Source organism: Clostridium sp. DL-VIII (assembly GCF_000230835.1).
Classification (GTDB): Bacteria; Bacillota; Clostridia; order Clostridiales; family Clostridiaceae; genus Clostridium.
The window spans coordinates 2,206,299-2,224,514 of record NZ_CM001240.1; the positions used below are offsets into that span (position 1 = coordinate 2,206,299).

Consider the following 18,216-nt stretch of genomic DNA (forward strand, 5'->3'; position numbering starts at 1 on the left):
GGGATATTAAAGATGAAATTATCAATTATTTATTTTAGTAAAACAGGAAAGACACATACAATGGCAGAAGAAATTCCTAAGGGTATGAAAACTACTGAAAATATTGAAGTAGGAATATTTGATGTTGAAAATATAGATTATGAGTATATAAAAAAAGTAAAACAGTTGTTTTTGCAACTCCAACTTACTATGCTAATACTAGCTGGCAAATTAAAAAATGGTTTGATGAATCTTGGAACTGTAATTTGGCTGGTCAAATGAAAAGGAATTAGATTATATTCTGTCATCAGATTTGTATGAATTTTGTAATCAATGATTTAGAAGGTTTTAGTTTATTTAATTATGACAAATCAATCTAAAATGGTGAGAGTGATATTTATTATTTTACTTTTTATTTCAGTAATTTGATTTGTACACTAATTTGATTATTTTTTTATGAAGATAAATTAATATTTATAAGAGCTAATGACACGTTGTGAAGAGTAGATACTCATTTACATTGTGCCATTAGTTTTTTTATTATATTCATCTGCCCAGCTTTTTAATTTATGTTAGAAAAGCTGGATAAGTAAAAAAACTTTGACTTCACAGTCGTCTGTGATTTTATTCTCGTATTAATTATAATTTGCTAATACTTTGCTCATTAAAGTAATAACTTATAATTGAGAGGTTTTAGTGAATTTTGATAATAGCTAAAGAATAAAAATATTATTGAATTCCGAAATTAGTATTGACAATTCTTATCAAAATGATTAGAATTAATTGAACAAAATACATAAATCCTATTGGGCTAGTAGGAAAAATGAAACGAGTTTATATGAGGGGATTAGCAAAGTTACTTTTATGTTAAATTAAAAAGTTTATACGAACTAAAAATATTAATTAAGGCAAGGGGAAATACAAATGAAAATAGGAAAATTATCAAAAATTTTAATCGCAGGAGTTGCCGCAATGACAATACTTGCAGGATGCGGTGTAACTAGTAATAACGCAAAAACAGAAACAAGTTCTTCAAACCAAGATACCTTTACCTATGGTATTGATGGAGATCCAGGTAATTCTGTAAATGTAATAACAACCAGTGATCGTTATGGATTGATGGAAATAAAAGCTTTATACTCACCCTTATACATGTATAATGCAGATAAAGTTGAGTATTTTTTAGCAGAGAGCATGACACCATCAGATGATAAGCTAACATATACTGCAAAACTTAGAAAAGATGTTAAGTGGAGTGATGGTACTAAATTTACAGCTGATGATGTAGTTTTCACATATAATGAAATGTTAAAGGAAGAGAATGCTGGATGGGCATATAGTCAATTAATATTTAATGGTAAACCTGTAAAAGTTGAAAAAGTTGATGACTATACAGTTAATTTCATACTTCCAGAAGTAAGTGCACCAGCAATGGAGCTTTTAGGGGATATTTTCATAATGCCTAAACATATATATGAAGGAGAGACAAACTTTGAAAATAGTGAAAAGAATGCAAAACCAGTAGGAACTGGGCCTTATAAATTGGAGGAATACAAAGCAGGGCAATATGTTAAACTTGTTAAAAATGATGACTATTTCTTAGGTGTACCAAAGATACAAAATATTGTGTTTAAGACTATACCAGATGCAAATACTGCTAAGCTTTCTATTCAAAAGGGAGAAATAAATGCGCTAGTTGTTCAATCTGCTGACTTAAAAGATTTAAAGAGCGATAAATTATCAACTTATACCTATGATGAAGGTAGAATTGCCTATATGGTAATGAATTCTAAATCACCTAAACTTCAAAATGAAGATGTAAGGAAAGCTATATTCTATGCACTTAACAGAAAAGATATGATAAATGCTGCTTTTGGATCAGATGAATATGCTAAAGAAGCCTATACGTTCCTTCCAAATGAAAGTAAATATCATACAGATGATGTAGAAAAATATGATTATAATCAAGATAAAGCAAAAGAACTTTTAACAAAAGCTGGTGTTTCTGGACTTAAGCTTAAACTAGGATATGTTGGGAATAATGTACCTTATCAAAAAGAGGCTGCTATAATTCAACAAAACCTTAAAGCAGTTGGAATAGATGTTGAACTTGCTGGAGGAGAAGATGCGGCTATAACTCAAAAAATGAAAGATCAAAATAGTGATTATGATATGTTCCTTGGAGGATATATTATGGGAATAGATCCAGATACCTTTAATTCACTATTTATACCAGGTGCACATAACTACAGCCATTTCGATGATAATAAATTAGTTGATTTATTTAATGCAGGAAGAGTAGAAAAAGATGATTCTAAGAGAAAAGAAATCTATAATGAGATTCAAAAACAAATTCAGAATGATGGATATTTCTATCCTATCCTTGAAAATAAGAGAATACTTGTTATGAGCTCTAATATAGATGGGGTAAAAGATGCTGCATTAGTTCCAGTATATACTTTTGAAGATATGTCAAAATTGCAGTTTAAATAATGCAAAATCAATAAAAATTTTAATAGGACAATCATAGGAGGCTGTTGCAAAATGAAGAATAGCACAATATATTAGATCCACGGAAATAGTGCTAAAAATTAATTTTGTAGCAGTCTCATATAATTAGTTTGTAAAAAGGAAGTGAAATTGGATTGACTAGATATATATTAAAGAGAATTGTACAAGCAATTCCATTGCTTTTAATAATTTCAATAATATGCTTTACTTTTATTAAGTTGGCTCCATATAATGCAATTGATGCGATGGCTACTCCGAATATGCCAGAAGAAACTGTGAATTTAATAAAAGCAAAATATGGATTTGATAAACCAGCTTATGTTCAATATTTTTTATGGCTTAAAGGAATATTAAATGGACAATTTGGATATTCAATAGTTACACATGAGAGTATAGCTAATGAGTTGGTTGCAAGAATACCAGCTACTGTAAAATTGGTTTTTCCATCATATTTATTGGCAGTCGTAATTTCGATAATTCTTGGTTTATTAGCGGGAGCAAATAAAAATAAAGTTATTGACAAAATCATTGATGGTTTTTGTTCAATAGGTATAGCAATGCCAACTTTTTGGCTTGCCATGATAATTATATTTATTTTCGGATATAAGCTTTCAATATTTCCTATATTGGGGATGAATACTATTGGTGGACAGCAATCTTTTTCTGATTTTCTAGTTCATTTTATAATGCCTTGTGTTGTTTTAACTATGTACTTTTTGCCACAACTCACAAGGTATGTAAGATCCTCAACCATTGGCCAGATATCTCAAAATTATGTAACAGTTCAAAATGCCTTTGGCGGAAGTACTCATGAAATACTATTTAAGCATGTATGTAAAAATGTATTACTTCCTATAATCACAAAGATAGGAATAGCATTACCTATGCTTGTAACAGGAGGTATGATAACTGAAACTGTTTTTGGATGGCCTGGTGTTGGTCCATATTTCATAACAGCTATTAAGGGAATGGATTATCCTGTCGTTATGGCAGTTTTAGTGCTATCATCAACACTAGTTATACTCGGAAATTTATTATCTGATATATTATATAGCTTGGTTGATCCAAGAATAAGGGGTGTAAGATAAATTATATGGAAAATAGACGAATAAAGAATTTTATAAACGAACTTCAAAATAGTAGGAGTGCTATTTTTTCAATAATTTTTCTGATTTTTATAGTATTTATTTCAGTGTTTGCATTTTTTATACCTATAAACCCTGATGCAACAGATACAGCTAATATGCTGCAATCTCCAAGTTTAAGTCATCTATTTGGGACAGATGAACTTGGAAGAGACTATTTAACTAGAACTATATATGGAGGCAGAGTGTCACTTATAGTTGGAGTTCTTGCAATGATAATATCTACATCCATAGGAGTCTTGGTTGGTACAATAAGCGGATATTTTGGAGGGAAAATAGATAATATTTTAATGCGTTTTGTTGACATAATATCATCTATTCCTTGGCTAATACTTGTAACTGTAATCAGTATATTTTTAAAGCCAGGATTACAAGCTATAATCATAGTAATAGGTTTATTTACATGGATGGAGATTGCAAGACTTGTACGTGCAGAAACACTTTCAATAAAGGAAAGGGAATATGTGTTATATGCTATTTCTATTGGACAATCTTCAAAAACCATAATATTTAAGCACATTATCCCAAGTGTATTTCCAACTATTATAATAGCTTCAACAACAGGCATAGCTGATGCTATAATGACAGAATCTTCATTGAGTTTTTTAGGACTTGGAATTCAGCAGCCAATGTCTTCATGGGGAAATTTACTTCAAAATGCACAGGCTAATTTACAAAGTGCTGCCTATATGGCTATATTACCAGGCGTATTAATAATTCTAACAATATATTCTTTTAATAAACTTGGAAATACTCTAAGAGTAATTGTGGAGCCTAAGACAGCAGGAGGTGAAAGATAATATTATGAGTAATGAAGCTCTTCTTAAAATAAAAGATTTAAAAACTAACTTTTACAGTAAAAATAATAAAATAGAAGCTGTAAGGGGTGTAAATATTGAAGTAAAATCAGGAGAGATTTTAGGTGTCGTTGGGGAATCAGGAAGCGGAAAAAGTGTTCTTATGAAATCTGTAATGAGAATACTACCTCAAAATGCTAAAATAGATTCTGGTGAAGTTTTATTTGAAGGCAATGACATATTAAATTTATCTTTAAAAGAAATGAGAAAAATTAAGGGAAAAGAAATAGCTATGATATTCCAAGATCCAATGACAGCCTTAAATCCATTAAAGAAAATAGGGGAGCATATTATAGAGGTTTTAGTAAGGCATAAAGGCGTTAATAAAAGGGAAGCTAAAAAAATGGCCATTGACATTTTAAATGATGTAGGAATACCAATGCCTGAAAAAAGAATTAACCAGTATCCTCATGAATTCAGTGGAGGTATGAGACAAAGAGTATTGATAGCAATGGCACTTGCATGCAATCCTAAACTGTTAATTGCCGATGAGCCAACAACAGCTCTTGACGTTACTATTCAAGCTCAGATATTAGCACTTTTAAATTCGCTTAAAGACAAGAATAATATGTCAGTAATACTTATAACACATGACTTAGGAGTAGTAGCAAGTTTATGTAATAGGATTGCAGTTATGTATGGAGGTTTAATAATGGAAGAAGGAACTACAGAAGAAATTTTTTATTCATCAAAGCATCCATATACAAAAGCATTATTGAATTCAATACCAAAGGTACAAGGTGATGAGAAAATTAGATTAGAGCCAATAAAAGGTTCAGCACCTTCTCTTTTAAATCCTCCAAAGGGATGTCCGTTTGCAGAAAGATGTGTATTTGCAAAGTCAGAGTGTGTTAGTAAAATGCCGGAATATAACAGTTTTAGTGAAACACATAAGAGTAGGTGCCTTTTTGCTAAATAATGTATATTAGATTAGGTTAATCTTATAAAAGAAGTGTAAAACCGAGTATTTATTATTTATCTTTAAGAAAGAAAAAGTATTAAAGTTGAAGTTTGTTATTTTCTTTCATATGCCTTAACTTAACAAAAACAATTTGCAGAAAGGAGAAAATATATGGATAAAATTAATGACATATTAATAGAAGTAAAAGATTTAAAAAAGTATTTTCCAGTTAAAAGTGGAATTGTTAATAATAAAAACAATGTTATAAAAGCTGTAGATGGAGTTTCGTTGGAAATAAAAAGAGGAGAAACATTTGGATTAGTTGGAGAATCAGGCTGTGGAAAATCTACCTTGGGCAGAACAATAACTAGGCTTTATGATGTGACGGATGGAGATATATTTTTTGAGGGAACTAATATTGCAAAATTAAGCAAAAAGCAAATGAGAGAATATTATAAAAAAATGCAGATTATATTTCAAGATCCATATTCATCACTTAATCCTTATATGAATGCTAAAGAGCTAATTGATGAACCATTAGCTTTACATACGAATTTAAGTAAAGCAGAGAGAACAGAAAAAATTGAAAATCTTCTTCAAATAGTGGGACTAAAAAAAGCTGATATGGAAAAATTTCCGCATGAATTTAGTGGAGGACAGTGTCAAAGAATTGGAATTGCAAGAGCAGTATCAACAAATCCAGATTTTGTACTCTGTGATGAGCCAATATCAGCCTTAGATGTATCTATACAAGCTCAAGTTGTTAATATGCTTGAGGATTTGCAAAAAGAAATGGGTTTAACTTATCTTTTTGTTGCTCATGATTTATCTATGGTAAAGCACATTTCAGATAGAATAGGGGTAATGTATCTAGGTAGCATTGTTGAAATAGGCAGAAGCAATGATTTGTACAAAAATCCACTTCACCCATATACTAAGGGACTCTTGTCGTCCATACCTATAGCAGATCCTAAAAAAGCAAAAGAAGCTGCGTCCAATATAATTGAAGGTGATATACCAAGTCCAATGAACGTTCCATCAGGTTGTAGATTTCACACTAGATGTCCACATGCAAAACCTATATGTTCTGAAACTGCACCAACTTTAAAAGTAATGGAAGATGAGCATATTGTGGCATGTCATTTATATTAGGTATAATTAATATAAATAAGTCTATTTACTTAGAATATTTTATTTAACGAATGTCTAAAGAATGGCATAATAGTAATGCTATAACAGTGCTTAGTCGGCTTGATTGGAAAACATGATATATAGGATATCTTGGCGTATAGATATCCAAACTAAGGATTATACTTATTCTTTGGATATCCATAATATATGCCTTCAAAGAAGGAAATATATCTTTAGAGCCTTTATTGTTTTGTTCTCATATGGACTCTGTAGAACATTGCGATGGTAAAGTAGCTGTGATTCATAAAAATGGAGAGATAAGAAGTGATGGAAAACTGTATTGGGAGCTGATGATTGTTCTGGAATAGCAGCAATATTAGAAGCACTACAGACAATTAAAGATAAAAATATATCACATCGTCCCATAGAAATTTTATTTACAGTTGCAGAAGAAGTATATTGTAAAGGTATAAAGGAATTTGATTTTTCTAAAATAAAATCAAAGGAAGGGTATATTTTAGATTTAACAGGTCCAGTAGGTTTAGCAGCATTTAAGGCGCCTATAATTCTATCGTTTTCTGCAACAATAAATGGAAAGGCTTCACATGCTGGCTTCTCGCCTGAAAAAGGTATACATGCAATTTTAGTAGCAGCAAATTCAATAAATGGGTTGAAAATGGGGAGAATAAACGAAGAAACTACCATTAATATTGGAGTAATAGAAGGCGGAATATCAACTAATATAGTACCTAATAGATATATAGTTAAGGGTGAAATTAGAAGTTATTCCAATGAAAAAGCTATGGAATTAGCAGAACAGGTTAAACAAAAGTTCATTAATTCAGCTTCAACAATTGATGCAAAAGTAGATTTTAAGATTGAGGTTCATTGTGAAGCTTATGAAGCACCTAGAGACCATTCTGTAATAAAAAGATTCCTGAAAGTATCCGAGGAACAAAATCTTAAGCCGCAATTAGTTGAAACCTTTGGTGGAAGCGATAATAATATATTAGCCAAAGAAGGCATAAAGGGAATAGTTATAGCTAATGCTATGAATCAATGTCACTCATGTGAGGAGTATACTACCATACAGGAATTATGCAGTATTGGAGAATTGACTCTTTCCTTAATGTCTTCCAGAGATTGAATTTTAACTTTGTAAATATGGTAATATGGAGTAAAATTGCTATAGATAATTAATATTATTTATAGCAGTTTTACTTGTTCCTATATTTTACTCTAATAGATTTATATATAATTTGATGGATATTATTGATTATTATGATGTTTTATGATGTTTTATGATGTTTTATGATGAAAAGTAAAAAGTGTGAAAAAATATATTGACAATTCAGACAGAAATGGTTAGAATTAAAAACAATAAAACACACTAATCCTATGGGGAATATATAGTAAAGTCTTTTTATTATATATAAAGGGAGGACTTTTAATGATAGAGTTGAAAAACATACAAAAAATATTTAATAAAAAGGGTGCAAAAGTAGAAGCTTTAAAGGGCGTTAACTTACAAGTTGATAAAGGAGATATTTTTGGTGTTATTGGATTTAGCGGAGCAGGAAAAAGTACGTTAATAAGGATGGTAAATTACTTGGAACAACCTACTTCAGGCGAAGTGATTGTTGATAATAAGAATTTGGGAAAGCTTACAACTAAAGAACTTCGTGAAGTTAGAAAGCAGATAGGAATGATATTTCAACATTTTAATTTACTTGAGTCTAAGAACGTTTTTGAAAATGTTGCTATTCCTCTTGTATTAAATCATAGACCAAAGGATGAAATTGAGAGCAGGGTAAATGAACTATTAGAGTTTGTTGGACTTGAGGATAAAGCTAAAGCTTACCCTAGTGAATTATCAGGAGGGCAAAAACAAAGAATTGGTATAGCGAGAGCACTTGCTACTAATCCATTAATACTTTTATGTGATGAGGCAACTTCAGCATTAGATCCTCAGACAACAGGATCTATATTGCAGCTACTGAAGAAAATAAATAGAGAGTATAATATAACGATCTTAATGATCACTCATGAAATGGCTGTAATTAGAGAAGTTTGTAATAAAGTAGCTGTTATGGAAAATGGAGAAATTATTGAACAAGGCAATCTATTAGAAGTATTTGGTAATCCAAAAGAACAAACCACAAAGAATTTTGTTAGGACTGTTGTCCATGATGAGGTACCACAAGTTATATTGGATGAAATTAATGGTGAAGATGAGAATAGCAAAGTCTTAAAACTTAAATTTATAGGTGAAAATTCAAAGAAGGCTATACTTGCAGAAGCATGTAGTGAATTTAATGTACAGCCAAATATATTATTTGCTAATGTTACAGAATTACAGGGGAATATACTTGGGCATCTTATTGTGGAATTAAAAGGTGAAAAAGAAGATATAGAAAATGCTAATAAATATATGAAAGATAGAAAAGTTGGAGTTGAGGAGGTTTTGATATGACAACAATAACCGGAACGCAGATTATTAAGGCTATTATTGAAACTTTACAAATGGTAAGTGTATCGCTTTTGGTTGGATCCCTTTTGGGAATTCCTCTTGGAATATTGCTTGTTATTACTAATAAGGGAGGAATTATTAAGAACAAGGCTATATACTCAGCGTTAAATAATGTGATTAATATTGTTCGTTCAGTACCATTTATAATTTTGCTTGCAGCAATTGTTCCATTTACAAGACTTATTGTTGGAACTTCAATTGGAACGAAAGCAGCAATTGTTCCGCTTATAATATATATAATTCCTTATATTGCAAGGCTTATAGAAAATTCTTTGCTGGAAGTTAATGATGGGATAATTGAGGCTGCAGAGTCAATGGGGGCAACGCCAGTACAAATAATATGGCATTTTCTTTTACCAGAGGCAATGGGATCTTTAATTTTATCGCTGACAACAGCAACAATTGGATTAATTGGAGCAACTGCAATGGCAGGAACCATCGGAGCTGGGGGAATAGGTGATGTGGCTATTTCTTATGGATATCAAAGATTTGATACAAAAGTAATCCTCATTACGGTAATAATATTAATAATTTTTGTCCAAGCCATTCAGAATTTTGGAAATAAATTAGCTAGAAAGGTGAGAAGGCATTAACAAATAGGATGTCAATCATTATAAATTTATAAGAATAAATAGAATTATTATGACCTTAAATGCTACTAAAACGATGGGAAATATAAAAATAGAACTAAATAATCAATAAGTTAGGAGAATAAAAATGAAAAAGAATATATTTACTAAAATTATTATAGGACTAACAACAAGTCTGTTTGCTTTGGGGTTAGCAGGATGCGGAAGTAGTGCAAGTACTGCAAGTACTGATACAAAAGCTACAGAAAAGAAGGATTTAACAATCGGAATATCCCCTGGACCTTATAGTGAACTATTCACTAGTGCTGTTAAGCCTATATTAGAGAAGAATGGTTATACAATTAAAGAAGTGAATTTTTCAGATTTGAGACAAGCTGATGTAGCATTAACAGAAGGAAGTATTGATTTTAATGTAGATCAGCACAGTGCATATGCAAATAATTTTAATAAAGAAACTAATAATAAACTAACTCCAATTACGCCTATTCCAACAGTTCCAGCAGGAATTTTTTCAAATAAGCATACTTCAATTGATCAAGTAGCTAAAGGTCAAAAAGTAGCAATTCCTAATGATCCATCAAATACAGCAAGAGCTTTTAGACTGCTAAAAAAAGCTGGATGGATTAAATTAAAGGAAGATGCAAACCCAACAACATTAACTATAAATGATGTCAGTGAAAATACTTATGATCTTGATATAACACTAATGGATTCTGCACAAATTCCACGTGCATTAGATGATATAGACTTTGCAGTACTTCCAGGAAGTATGGTTTATGCATCTAAAATAGATCCTTCAAAATCATTATTATCAGAAGATGTTAGTAAAGAATTACAGCTTCAAGTGGTTGTTGATGAAAAGAACAAAGATAGCAAGTGGGCAAAGGATATAGTAGAGGCCTATAAATCTAAGGATTTCAAAGATTATATGGCAGAACACAATAAGAATAATTACTGGTTTATACCAGATGAAATAAAATAATATAGTGCTATATAAGCAATTATAATTAATATTTAATGTAAAAATGGTTACTCTGATTAATTTTTTTAAGAGAGTAGCCTCTTAGATTTATTGAATATGAGATTATAGAATTTCAGTAATTTGAAAAAATGATGAAATTAAGATTGTTAAAAATTGGTAAAAAATTCTCAATTCACAATATAAAAAAACAGCATAAGAACTTTTTAAAATGAGAATTACAGAAATTACAGAGTAATTTTATCAAACAATTATAGAATGCAAATTGTGTATTTTGAATTAAAAGTATATAAGGATTTGTAAAGAAAATAATAGGCAGGTACTAATAAAATAGATTGAAATTTTGAGGAGATTATAGAAGGGGAGAATAATGATGGATAAAATTGAAAAAAGGATTATAGATATTATTGATAAAAATAGAGAGAAAATTATTTCTTTTGCAACAGATATATATATACATCCAGAACTTGGATATAAGGAAAAGAGAACATCAGAAAAGGTATTGGAAATTTTAAAAGAGAATAGTGAAGAAATTGAAACCAATCTTGCAATTACTGGTATAAAGGGGTATTTAAAGAGGAGAAATACAGAAAAGATAAATTTGGCATTAATTGGAGAATTAGACGCTGTTGTATCACCAGATAACCCATTTGCTGATAAAAAAACAGGAGCTTGTCACGCATGCGGGCATCATACTCAATTGGCAGGAATCATAGGAGCAGCAATTGCGTTGTCAGATGATGAAATAAAGAATTCATTAGATGGAAATGTAGTGTTTTTTGCGGTACCTGCTGAAGAGTATGGTGAAATAGAGTTTAAACTTTCATTAAAAGAAAAGAATTTAATTAAGTATGGAGGAGGTAAAAGCGAGCTTATTAGAATAGGAGCATTTAATGATATAGACCTTTCTGTAGTACATCATTCTGATCCTACAGGAGCAGATATTGTAGTAGGAGATAGTACAAGCAATGGATTCGTATCAAAAGTTACAAAATATAAAGGAAAAGCATCTCATGCAGCAGGAACACCACATTTAGGTATTAATGCTGTAAATGCAAGTTCACTGGGTTTGAATGCAATAGCATATCAAAGAGAAACTTTTAAAGATGAAGATTCAGTTAGAGTTCATTCAATAATAACTAAAGGAGGAGGATTGGTGAATGTAATTCCTGATGAGGTAGTAATTGAAAGTTTAGTCAGAGCAAAGAATGTTGAAGCTATTAGAGATGCTAACAGAAAAGTCGATAGAGCCTTTAAGTCTGGAGCTTTAGCAGTTGGAGCGGAGATAGAGATAATTACGGGACCAGGTTATCTTCCAGTAATACCTCTAAAGCCATCAAAAGAAATTTTAGAAATAGCACATGAGATACTGCCTAATGGAATGGTTGAGGAAGCTGATCCTAATAAACATACAGCAGGTTCTAGTGATGTTGGAGATTTGACTCATATTATGCCAGTATTAAAATTTGCAACAGGAGGAGTTGAAGGTGGATTACATTCAGAATATTTCAAGGTAGTAAATGATGAAATAGCTTATATTGCTACTGCAAAAATCATGGCTTTAACGGCCTATAGATTACTAAAAGAAAAAGCAAAGGAAGCTAAGAAAATTAAGGAAGAGTTTAAACCTAAGTTTACTATTGATGAATATAAGAAATATATGGAGAGTTTTGAGGAGATATTTAAGGGCGATTATAAAAATGAATAAACTTTTAGCACTATGATAAGTCTAGCTAATGAGAATAGCTAGCCTTATTAAATGGTGCCTTTATATAACTTACATATTTGTAATTTGTCTAATCCTAAAGTAGTGAAGCAGCAGAAGTATTATTTGCATGAGTGTGAGTATAAATTACATGATTTACAATAAAACCTTATTTCCAAAATGGTTAAAAGACGATATCATTAATAATTAAGGAGAAGAAAAGAATATCAGCATTTCAATGGAAAGAAGAGTATAATTTAAATATTGAGGAAATTGATAAACAACATAAGAAGCTGCTTGAAATAGGAAAAAGAGCATATGATATTGCAATAATAGATGATGGATATGATAGATATGATGAAATAATGACAATAGTTGATGAGCTATTAGAATATACAAAATATCATTTTGAATATGAAGAAAAGATGCTTAAAGAATATAATTATGATCATATTCATGATCAGGAAGAAGAGCATGGATTTTATGTATATAAGATAAAAGAAGTTGCATCTAGAGATGAAAAAGATATAGATGATAATCAAAGAAAGGTGATCTTAGAAATTATCGATTTTCTATTTGAATGGATAAGTGAGCATATTAATGTTGCAGATAGAAAATATGCAATATTTCTAAAAATTGTTGAATAGAAAAAAGAGAGGAAGGTAAAATAACCGACTTCTCTTTTTTTGCAAAAGTGATTCTATCAATGAAGTTCAGATTTATTAATAACAGAAAAATATGTTTCAGGAACTTATGATACCGTAATTTTTGAATTTAAAGATACCGAAGTACGTGACGTATTAAATCACATACAAAAAGAAGAACAAAAACATACGAAGCGATATTTAAGTATATTGAGTAAAGGCATGTATAATGTTCAGTAGCATTTGAAGGCATTATTAAAAGTACAAGAAAGTTTAGCTTCTTTAGGCTAAGTTTTTTTATGCTTTTTATCATGCATAATCTTAGGATTTGAAATTAAATAAGGTCATATGGAAATAATTAATATATACTTAAAATGCAGTATAAGGAAAAGATGTGCATGTACATAAAATGTTTATGATGCTGCTTAAAAAATAGATAAATTTATAAGATATATAGGTTGAAGATAAAAAATCATGAATAGTGAAAGTATGGATTTGTTATTGTATATGCTATTTGAAGCTTTTTATTAAATTGAGTATAATGAAATAGTTAAACAGCGGAAACAGATTTTAGTATTATAATAATTTAAATATATAATAATCCAGGGAGGATAAAAAAGTGGCAAGACCAACAAAATTCCGAAGAGTTGAGTTTTTTCCAGAAGATGATTACTTTGTACCATGGGGAAAGCCAAAATGTCAAATTGAAGAAATGATTTTAAAGGTAGAAGAGCTTGAAGCAATGAGACTTAAAGATATTGAGGAATTAAATCAAGAAGAATGTGCTGAAAAAATGCAGGTATCAAGACAGACCTTTCAAAATATAATAGATAGTGCAAGAAAAAAAGTAGCTATAGCTTTAACAGAAGGAAAGGCAATAAGAATAAACGGAGGCCACTATACTACAAAGCTTTGCAAATTTAAATGTGCAGAATGTGAGACGATCTATGAAATAAATTATGACCAGGATAGAGTTATTTGCCCAAACTGTGGTTCTGATAAAGTTATGTGTAGTAAAAAGGCAGGATTTTGCAAGCACTGGTGCAAAAGCAATAGCGTAGAAATTAAGAAATAATTTGAGGTTTTGAAATTTATATGTATGAAATATAAAATAACAATAGATCAGTATTCGAAAATATTGGTCTATTATTTTTTATTTAAACATTATAAACACTGTTGCATCTATTCCTTAAGCTTTGTTTATCAATAATAATGGATATATATTGCAATGTACAGTTCACAATTCACAATTATTGAAAAAATCCTGTAAGGATTTCAACCATAATTGTGAATTGTACATTGTAAATTTTCAATTGCAACATATATATTATTAAAGATTACATGGGGGAAATAACTAAAGCAGAATTGGATAATGAAATTAAATCATTATTAAGTGATTAAGTCACAGAAGAAGAACAGGAATGAAAATATAATTAAAGTATAAATAAATTGGAAATTATAAAGTATATAATTTAAATTGGAGGAATTAATTATGGCAAAAATAATAAATAGTAATGAATTTGCTAAAAACGTTGAAAATACTAAAGGGATAGTAGTGGTTGACTTTTTTGCAACTTGGTGTGGGCCATGTAAGATGTTAGGTCCAGTATTCGAAGGTGTTAGCAGTGAAATGTCAGATAAAGCTAAATTTTTCAAATTAGATATTGATGAAAGCGGTAATGTAGCAGATAAATATGGTATATCAGCTGTTCCAACAATGATTATATTTAAAGATGGAGCGCCAGTAGAAAAGTTAGCAGGCTTTATGCCTAAAGATAATATAGTAAATAAGGTTAATGCTCATCTATAAAATTGCATAATTTAGTATTAAACTTCACATTGTTAACAAATAAAGCTAGCATGTGGAGTTTAAATTATAACTATAATAAATAGATAATGTTTTAAAAATATGAATAGTTTTAAGGGAATGAAATTCTCATTTAAGCATATTTTTGAAAACTCAGAACTTCTACTACAATAAATGCAGTAGGAGTTTTTTTATTAGTATTTTTAGTAATAGCGTATAATTATTTGCCTGTATATGGCATTTTTGATAGACCAATATTTTTTGCATCTTCTTCTAATTTGCTTATTGTATCGTAATAAGCAGGAAATTCTATTAAATGAGCCAAGGCCATTTCCTCTCTCTACAGTGACCATGGGTGGAAAAAATGAAAAATAATTTATCTCTTTTTTAGTTGGTTTATATACATTTTTACAATACTATAATCATAAACTTTTAACTGAAAAGATGTTTATGTACCTTCGTTTTAATATTAAAAACATTTTAAAAGCTGATATTGTAATTATTATAACTGATAAGAAGAATTCAATACTTAAAGTGCAGTAAAGTAATATCCATTGGAGGAATTAAATTGACTAGTGGAAAAGTATCATGTCCACTCACAAAGGTTAAAATTCATACTTCAAAAAGATTTGCAAATGATGTTGCAAAAGCAATTGAAAATAAAAATATCAAAAAGATGAATGTTATTTGGCTAGAAGCAACAGGCTGCTCAGGAAATATAATATCTTTACTTAATAGTGAAAATCCTGGACTTTATGATATCTTAACTGATATTGTGAATTTTACTTATAATAACACGCTTATGGGCTTAGAAGGAGAATTCGCATTTGAAAAATTTTTAGAAACACTAGATACAGAATTTATATTATTAGTAGATGGAGCAGTTTCTACAAAAGAAAATGGACGTTATAACATTTTGGCCAATTATAGTGGGAGAAATATTACAGCATTAGAGGCAATACAATTAGCTGGAGGAAAAGCAAAGTATGTTGTAGCTGTAGGGACTTGTGCTTCTCATGGGGGTATATCTGCTGCAAAACCGAATCCATCAGAAAGTAAGAGTGTACAGGAAGTTTTAAATCGTCAGGTTATAAGGCTGCCTGGATGTCCGTGTCATCCAGATTGGGTAGTTGGAACTATAGCACATTTAGTTGGTTATGGCATGCTTGAGTTAGATGATGAAGGAAGGCCACTTATTTTTTATGGAGTTACGATTCATGATAATTGTACAAGACGAGGATTTTTTGATAAAGGCATATTTGCACAAAAATTTGGAGAAGAAGGTTGTATGTTCAAATTAGGCTGCAGAGGTCCTGTCACAAAAACTGATTGTCCAAGGAGAAAATGGAATGGCTACGTTAATTGGCCTATTGGGGATAATACAAATTGCATTGGATGTGCGCAATCACAGTTTCCGGACGGGATGGAACCTTTTGTAATGTATTAGGTACATGAAATAAAATAATAGACAAGCATATTAATTGTTTTATTGAGTGTGCCACAAGGAGGAGGATATGGGAAGAATAATAACTATAGATCCAGTAACTAGAATAAGCGGTTTTTTAGAAATAAAAGCAGAAGTAGACGGAAACACAATTGCTAAAGCAGATGCTAGTGGATTGCTTTTTAGGGGATTTGAAAAAATGTTAAAAGGAAGAGCACCTTTAGATGCTATATATTTTACAGAGAGAATTTGTGGAATATGCTCTACAGCTCACTCTATGGCGTCTACTTTAGCTTTAGAAGATGCATTTAAGATAACCGTTAGTTTAAATGATAATTATATTCGAGATCTTTTGCATGGCTTTGAGTTTATACAAAATCATTTAAGACATTTTTATTTACTTTCTATGCCTAGTTACGCAAAAATAGAGAGTATAAAATTAGTAGAAGAACAACAATATACTGAGTTCAGGCTTCCAGAAAGAATAAATAAAAAAATAGAAGAGGACTACGTAAAAAGTATTGAATTTAGCAGATTAGCTCATGAAGGATTAGCACTTCTAGGAGGAAAGGCACCTCATAATCACGGGATTTTTGCAGGAGGAGTAACTGTAAATATAGATGCATATAAGCTAGAAAAAATAAAAAGTATCATTAAAAATATAGAATCCTTTGTAACAACCAGAATGAAAGAAGATGTAGAGAACATCTCAAAATATTATTCTGATTATTTTAAAAAAGGACAATCTTATCCATATTTTATGACTTATGGAGTATTTGATAAATATGAAGATCCAGAGATCACTTATGTTAAGCCAGGAGTAATGAAGGATAATATTAAATATAATTTAGAACCAGATAAAATTACAGAGCAAATTCATTATTCCTGGTATAAAAAGGACGAAGGGTTAGAAGAAGTGGATTTATCTAAGCCATATGCATACACTTTTATAAAAGCTCCTCGTTATTTAGGTCTACCTATGGAGGTTGGACCATTAGCACGCTTAATAGTTAGTGGAGAATACACAAATGGACATTCATGCATGGATAGAAACATTGCAAGGGTGCTAGAAACAGAAAAGATACTAGGAATAATAAAGAAACTTGCTGAAAGAATAGAACTAAAACCAAATAATCAAAAGGCTTATGATATTCCAGAAAAAGCTTATGGGGTGGGTTTAACTGATACTACTAGAGGTGCTCTTGGACATTGGATTGAAATAGATAAAAAAGTTATCAATCATTATAATATCATAACACCTACTGTATGGAATTTGTCGCCTAAAGATGAATCAAATCTTCCTGGAACTGTAGAAAGAGCACTTATTGGAACTAAATTAGACAATGTTAAAGAGCCTATAGAAATTGGACGTATTGTAAGATCATTTGATCCATGCGTATCGTGTGCAACTCATTTAATTGGAAGCACAGGTGATACAGAAATAGTCGAGGTTTTGGTTTGAATACAGCTGTAAATGGTTTTGAAAGCAAAGAAGAGGATACTCACAAAAATGTATGCTCAAATATTAAGGTTATTGCTATGGGAAACATTTTAATGAAAGATGATGCTATAGGAATTGAAGTAGCAAAAGTTATAGAAGAGAGGCTTTTAGAAAGAGAAATTGAAGTTATTTATGTTGAAACTGATGTTCAATATGGAATTTCTAATGTACAAGAAGATGATTATATTTTTGTTTTGGATTCAGCATGTTATGGAAAAGAGCCTGGCGAGATTACATGCTTTCCACTAAATGCCTATATTTCTAAGAAAAAAGGATACTCTCAGCATAAGTATAGTTTTTTGGATCTATTAAAACTTTATTATCCTAGTACTAAAGGAGAAGTTTATGCAATTGAGGTAAAGGAAGTTGAATTTGGTTTTGGATTAAGCTTTGTATTGCAAGAAAAATTAGAAGCTATTTCTAAAGAAATTTTGAAGAGAATAGAAAAATATATAATTAAGAATAAGGTATATGAAAGAAAAGGGGAGTGAA

At 30.4% G+C, this 18,216-nt stretch carries 17 protein-coding genes and 1 pseudogene; all 18 read left to right on the top strand.

The features are described from left to right. Window positions 1-12 precede the first annotated feature (12 nt). The 18 genes and pseudogenes from CDLVIII_RS32730 to CDLVIII_RS10115 all read left to right on the top strand — a co-directional run bounded on the left by CDLVIII_RS32730 (window position 13) and on the right by CDLVIII_RS10115 (window position 18,215). On the top strand, window positions 13-261 hold the full coding sequence (locus CDLVIII_RS32730) for a hypothetical protein (protein WP_009169341.1): 249 nt from the start codon (window positions 13-15) through the stop codon (window positions 259-261). A gap of 642 nt (window positions 262-903) precedes the next feature. Further along, window positions 904-2,472, top strand: a complete 1,569-nt coding sequence (locus tag CDLVIII_RS10040; protein WP_009169342.1) for an ABC transporter substrate-binding protein — start codon at window positions 904-906, stop codon at window positions 2,470-2,472. A 152-nt stretch (window positions 2,473-2,624) separates the two neighbouring features. Further along, window positions 2,625-3,578: an ABC transporter permease gene (locus CDLVIII_RS10045; RefSeq protein WP_009169343.1), complete on the top strand. Its 954-nt coding sequence runs from the start codon at window positions 2,625-2,627 to the stop codon at window positions 3,576-3,578. A 5-nt stretch (window positions 3,579-3,583) separates the two neighbouring features. Next, the gene (locus tag CDLVIII_RS10050) at window positions 3,584-4,435 is read left to right on the top strand and encodes an ABC transporter permease (protein ID WP_009169344.1); all 852 of its coding nucleotides are present in this window, start codon (window positions 3,584-3,586) and stop codon (window positions 4,433-4,435) included. A gap of 4 nt (window positions 4,436-4,439) precedes the next feature. Then, window positions 4,440-5,411, top strand: a complete 972-nt coding sequence (locus CDLVIII_RS10055; RefSeq protein ID WP_009169345.1) for an ABC transporter ATP-binding protein — start codon at window positions 4,440-4,442, stop codon at window positions 5,409-5,411. A 153-nt stretch (window positions 5,412-5,564) separates the two neighbouring features. Then, window positions 5,565-6,545 (top strand): oligopeptide/dipeptide ABC transporter ATP-binding protein, encoded by a 981-nt coding sequence (locus CDLVIII_RS10060; protein WP_009169346.1) that lies wholly within the window; start codon window positions 5,565-5,567, stop codon window positions 6,543-6,545. A gap of 319 nt (window positions 6,546-6,864) precedes the next feature. After that, window positions 6,865-7,671, top strand: coding sequence for a M20/M25/M40 family metallo-hydrolase (locus CDLVIII_RS10065; RefSeq protein ID WP_242835875.1), 807 nt, complete (start codon window positions 6,865-6,867; stop codon window positions 7,669-7,671). A 303-nt stretch (window positions 7,672-7,974) separates the two neighbouring features. Beyond that, complete coding sequence (locus CDLVIII_RS10070) at window positions 7,975-8,997, top strand: ATP-binding cassette domain-containing protein (RefSeq protein ID WP_009169347.1); 1,023 nt, start codon at window positions 7,975-7,977, stop codon at window positions 8,995-8,997. Then, a complete protein-coding gene (locus CDLVIII_RS10075; protein WP_009169348.1) occupies window positions 8,994-9,647 on the top strand; it encodes a methionine ABC transporter permease in 654 nt (217 codons plus the stop codon). Before CDLVIII_RS10070 ends, CDLVIII_RS10075 begins: the two co-directional genes overlap by 4 nt. A gap of 124 nt (window positions 9,648-9,771) precedes the next feature. Further along, window positions 9,772-10,626, top strand: a complete 855-nt coding sequence (locus CDLVIII_RS10080; RefSeq protein ID WP_009169349.1) for a MetQ/NlpA family ABC transporter substrate-binding protein — start codon at window positions 9,772-9,774, stop codon at window positions 10,624-10,626. Window positions 10,627-10,993: 367 nt separating this feature from the next. Further along, entirely contained in the window at window positions 10,994-12,331 is a 1,338-nt protein-coding gene (locus CDLVIII_RS10085) for an amidohydrolase (RefSeq protein ID WP_009169350.1), read from the top strand. Between the two features lie 290 nt (window positions 12,332-12,621). Continuing rightward, window positions 12,622-12,975, top strand: a complete 354-nt coding sequence (locus tag CDLVIII_RS10090) for a hemerythrin family protein (RefSeq protein WP_242835965.1) — start codon at window positions 12,622-12,624, stop codon at window positions 12,973-12,975. A 66-nt stretch (window positions 12,976-13,041) separates the two neighbouring features. After that, window positions 13,042-13,212, top strand: a pseudogene (locus CDLVIII_RS29790) (spore coat protein); the annotation flags it as partial. Window positions 13,213-13,591: 379 nt separating this feature from the next. Further along, window positions 13,592-14,047, top strand: coding sequence for a DUF134 domain-containing protein (locus CDLVIII_RS10095; protein ID WP_009169352.1), 456 nt, complete (start codon window positions 13,592-13,594; stop codon window positions 14,045-14,047). A gap of 417 nt (window positions 14,048-14,464) precedes the next feature. Continuing rightward, complete coding sequence (gene trxA / locus CDLVIII_RS10100) at window positions 14,465-14,782, top strand: thioredoxin (RefSeq protein WP_009169353.1); 318 nt, start codon at window positions 14,465-14,467, stop codon at window positions 14,780-14,782. 607 nt (window positions 14,783-15,389) lie between these two features. Further along, on the top strand, window positions 15,390-16,226 hold the full coding sequence (locus CDLVIII_RS10105; RefSeq protein ID WP_242835966.1) for a hydrogenase small subunit: 837 nt from the start codon (window positions 15,390-15,392) through the stop codon (window positions 16,224-16,226). Between the two features lie 67 nt (window positions 16,227-16,293). Beyond that, window positions 16,294-17,685: a nickel-dependent hydrogenase large subunit gene (locus CDLVIII_RS10110; RefSeq protein WP_009169355.1), complete on the top strand. Its 1,392-nt coding sequence runs from the start codon at window positions 16,294-16,296 to the stop codon at window positions 17,683-17,685. Further along, the gene (locus tag CDLVIII_RS10115) at window positions 17,682-18,215 is read left to right on the top strand and encodes a hydrogenase maturation protease (protein ID WP_009169356.1); all 534 of its coding nucleotides are present in this window, start codon (window positions 17,682-17,684) and stop codon (window positions 18,213-18,215) included. The genes CDLVIII_RS10110 and CDLVIII_RS10115 overlap by 4 nt, the downstream gene beginning before the upstream one ends. Window position 18,216 lies beyond the last annotated feature (1 nt).

Coding starts and splice junctions, on each gene's coding strand:
- CDLVIII_RS32730 (WP_009169341.1), top strand. CDS start 13: ATGAAATTATCAATTATTTATTTTAGTAAAACAGGAAAGACACATACA.
- CDLVIII_RS10040 (WP_009169342.1), top strand. CDS start 904: ATGAAAATAGGAAAATTATCAAAAATTTTAATCGCAGGAGTTGCCGCA.
- CDLVIII_RS10050 (WP_009169344.1), top strand. CDS start 3,584: ATGGAAAATAGACGAATAAAGAATTTTATAAACGAACTTCAAAATAGT.
- CDLVIII_RS10055 (WP_009169345.1), top strand. CDS start 4,440: ATGAGTAATGAAGCTCTTCTTAAAATAAAAGATTTAAAAACTAACTTT.
- CDLVIII_RS10060 (WP_009169346.1), top strand. CDS start 5,565: ATGGATAAAATTAATGACATATTAATAGAAGTAAAAGATTTAAAAAAG.
- CDLVIII_RS10070 (WP_009169347.1), top strand. CDS start 7,975: ATGATAGAGTTGAAAAACATACAAAAAATATTTAATAAAAAGGGTGCA.
- CDLVIII_RS10075 (WP_009169348.1), top strand. CDS start 8,994: ATGACAACAATAACCGGAACGCAGATTATTAAGGCTATTATTGAAACT.
- CDLVIII_RS10080 (WP_009169349.1), top strand. CDS start 9,772: ATGAAAAAGAATATATTTACTAAAATTATTATAGGACTAACAACAAGT.
- CDLVIII_RS10085 (WP_009169350.1), top strand. CDS start 10,994: ATGATGGATAAAATTGAAAAAAGGATTATAGATATTATTGATAAAAAT.
- trxA (WP_009169353.1), top strand. CDS start 14,465: ATGGCAAAAATAATAAATAGTAATGAATTTGCTAAAAACGTTGAAAAT.
- CDLVIII_RS10110 (WP_009169355.1), top strand. CDS start 16,294: ATGGGAAGAATAATAACTATAGATCCAGTAACTAGAATAAGCGGTTTT.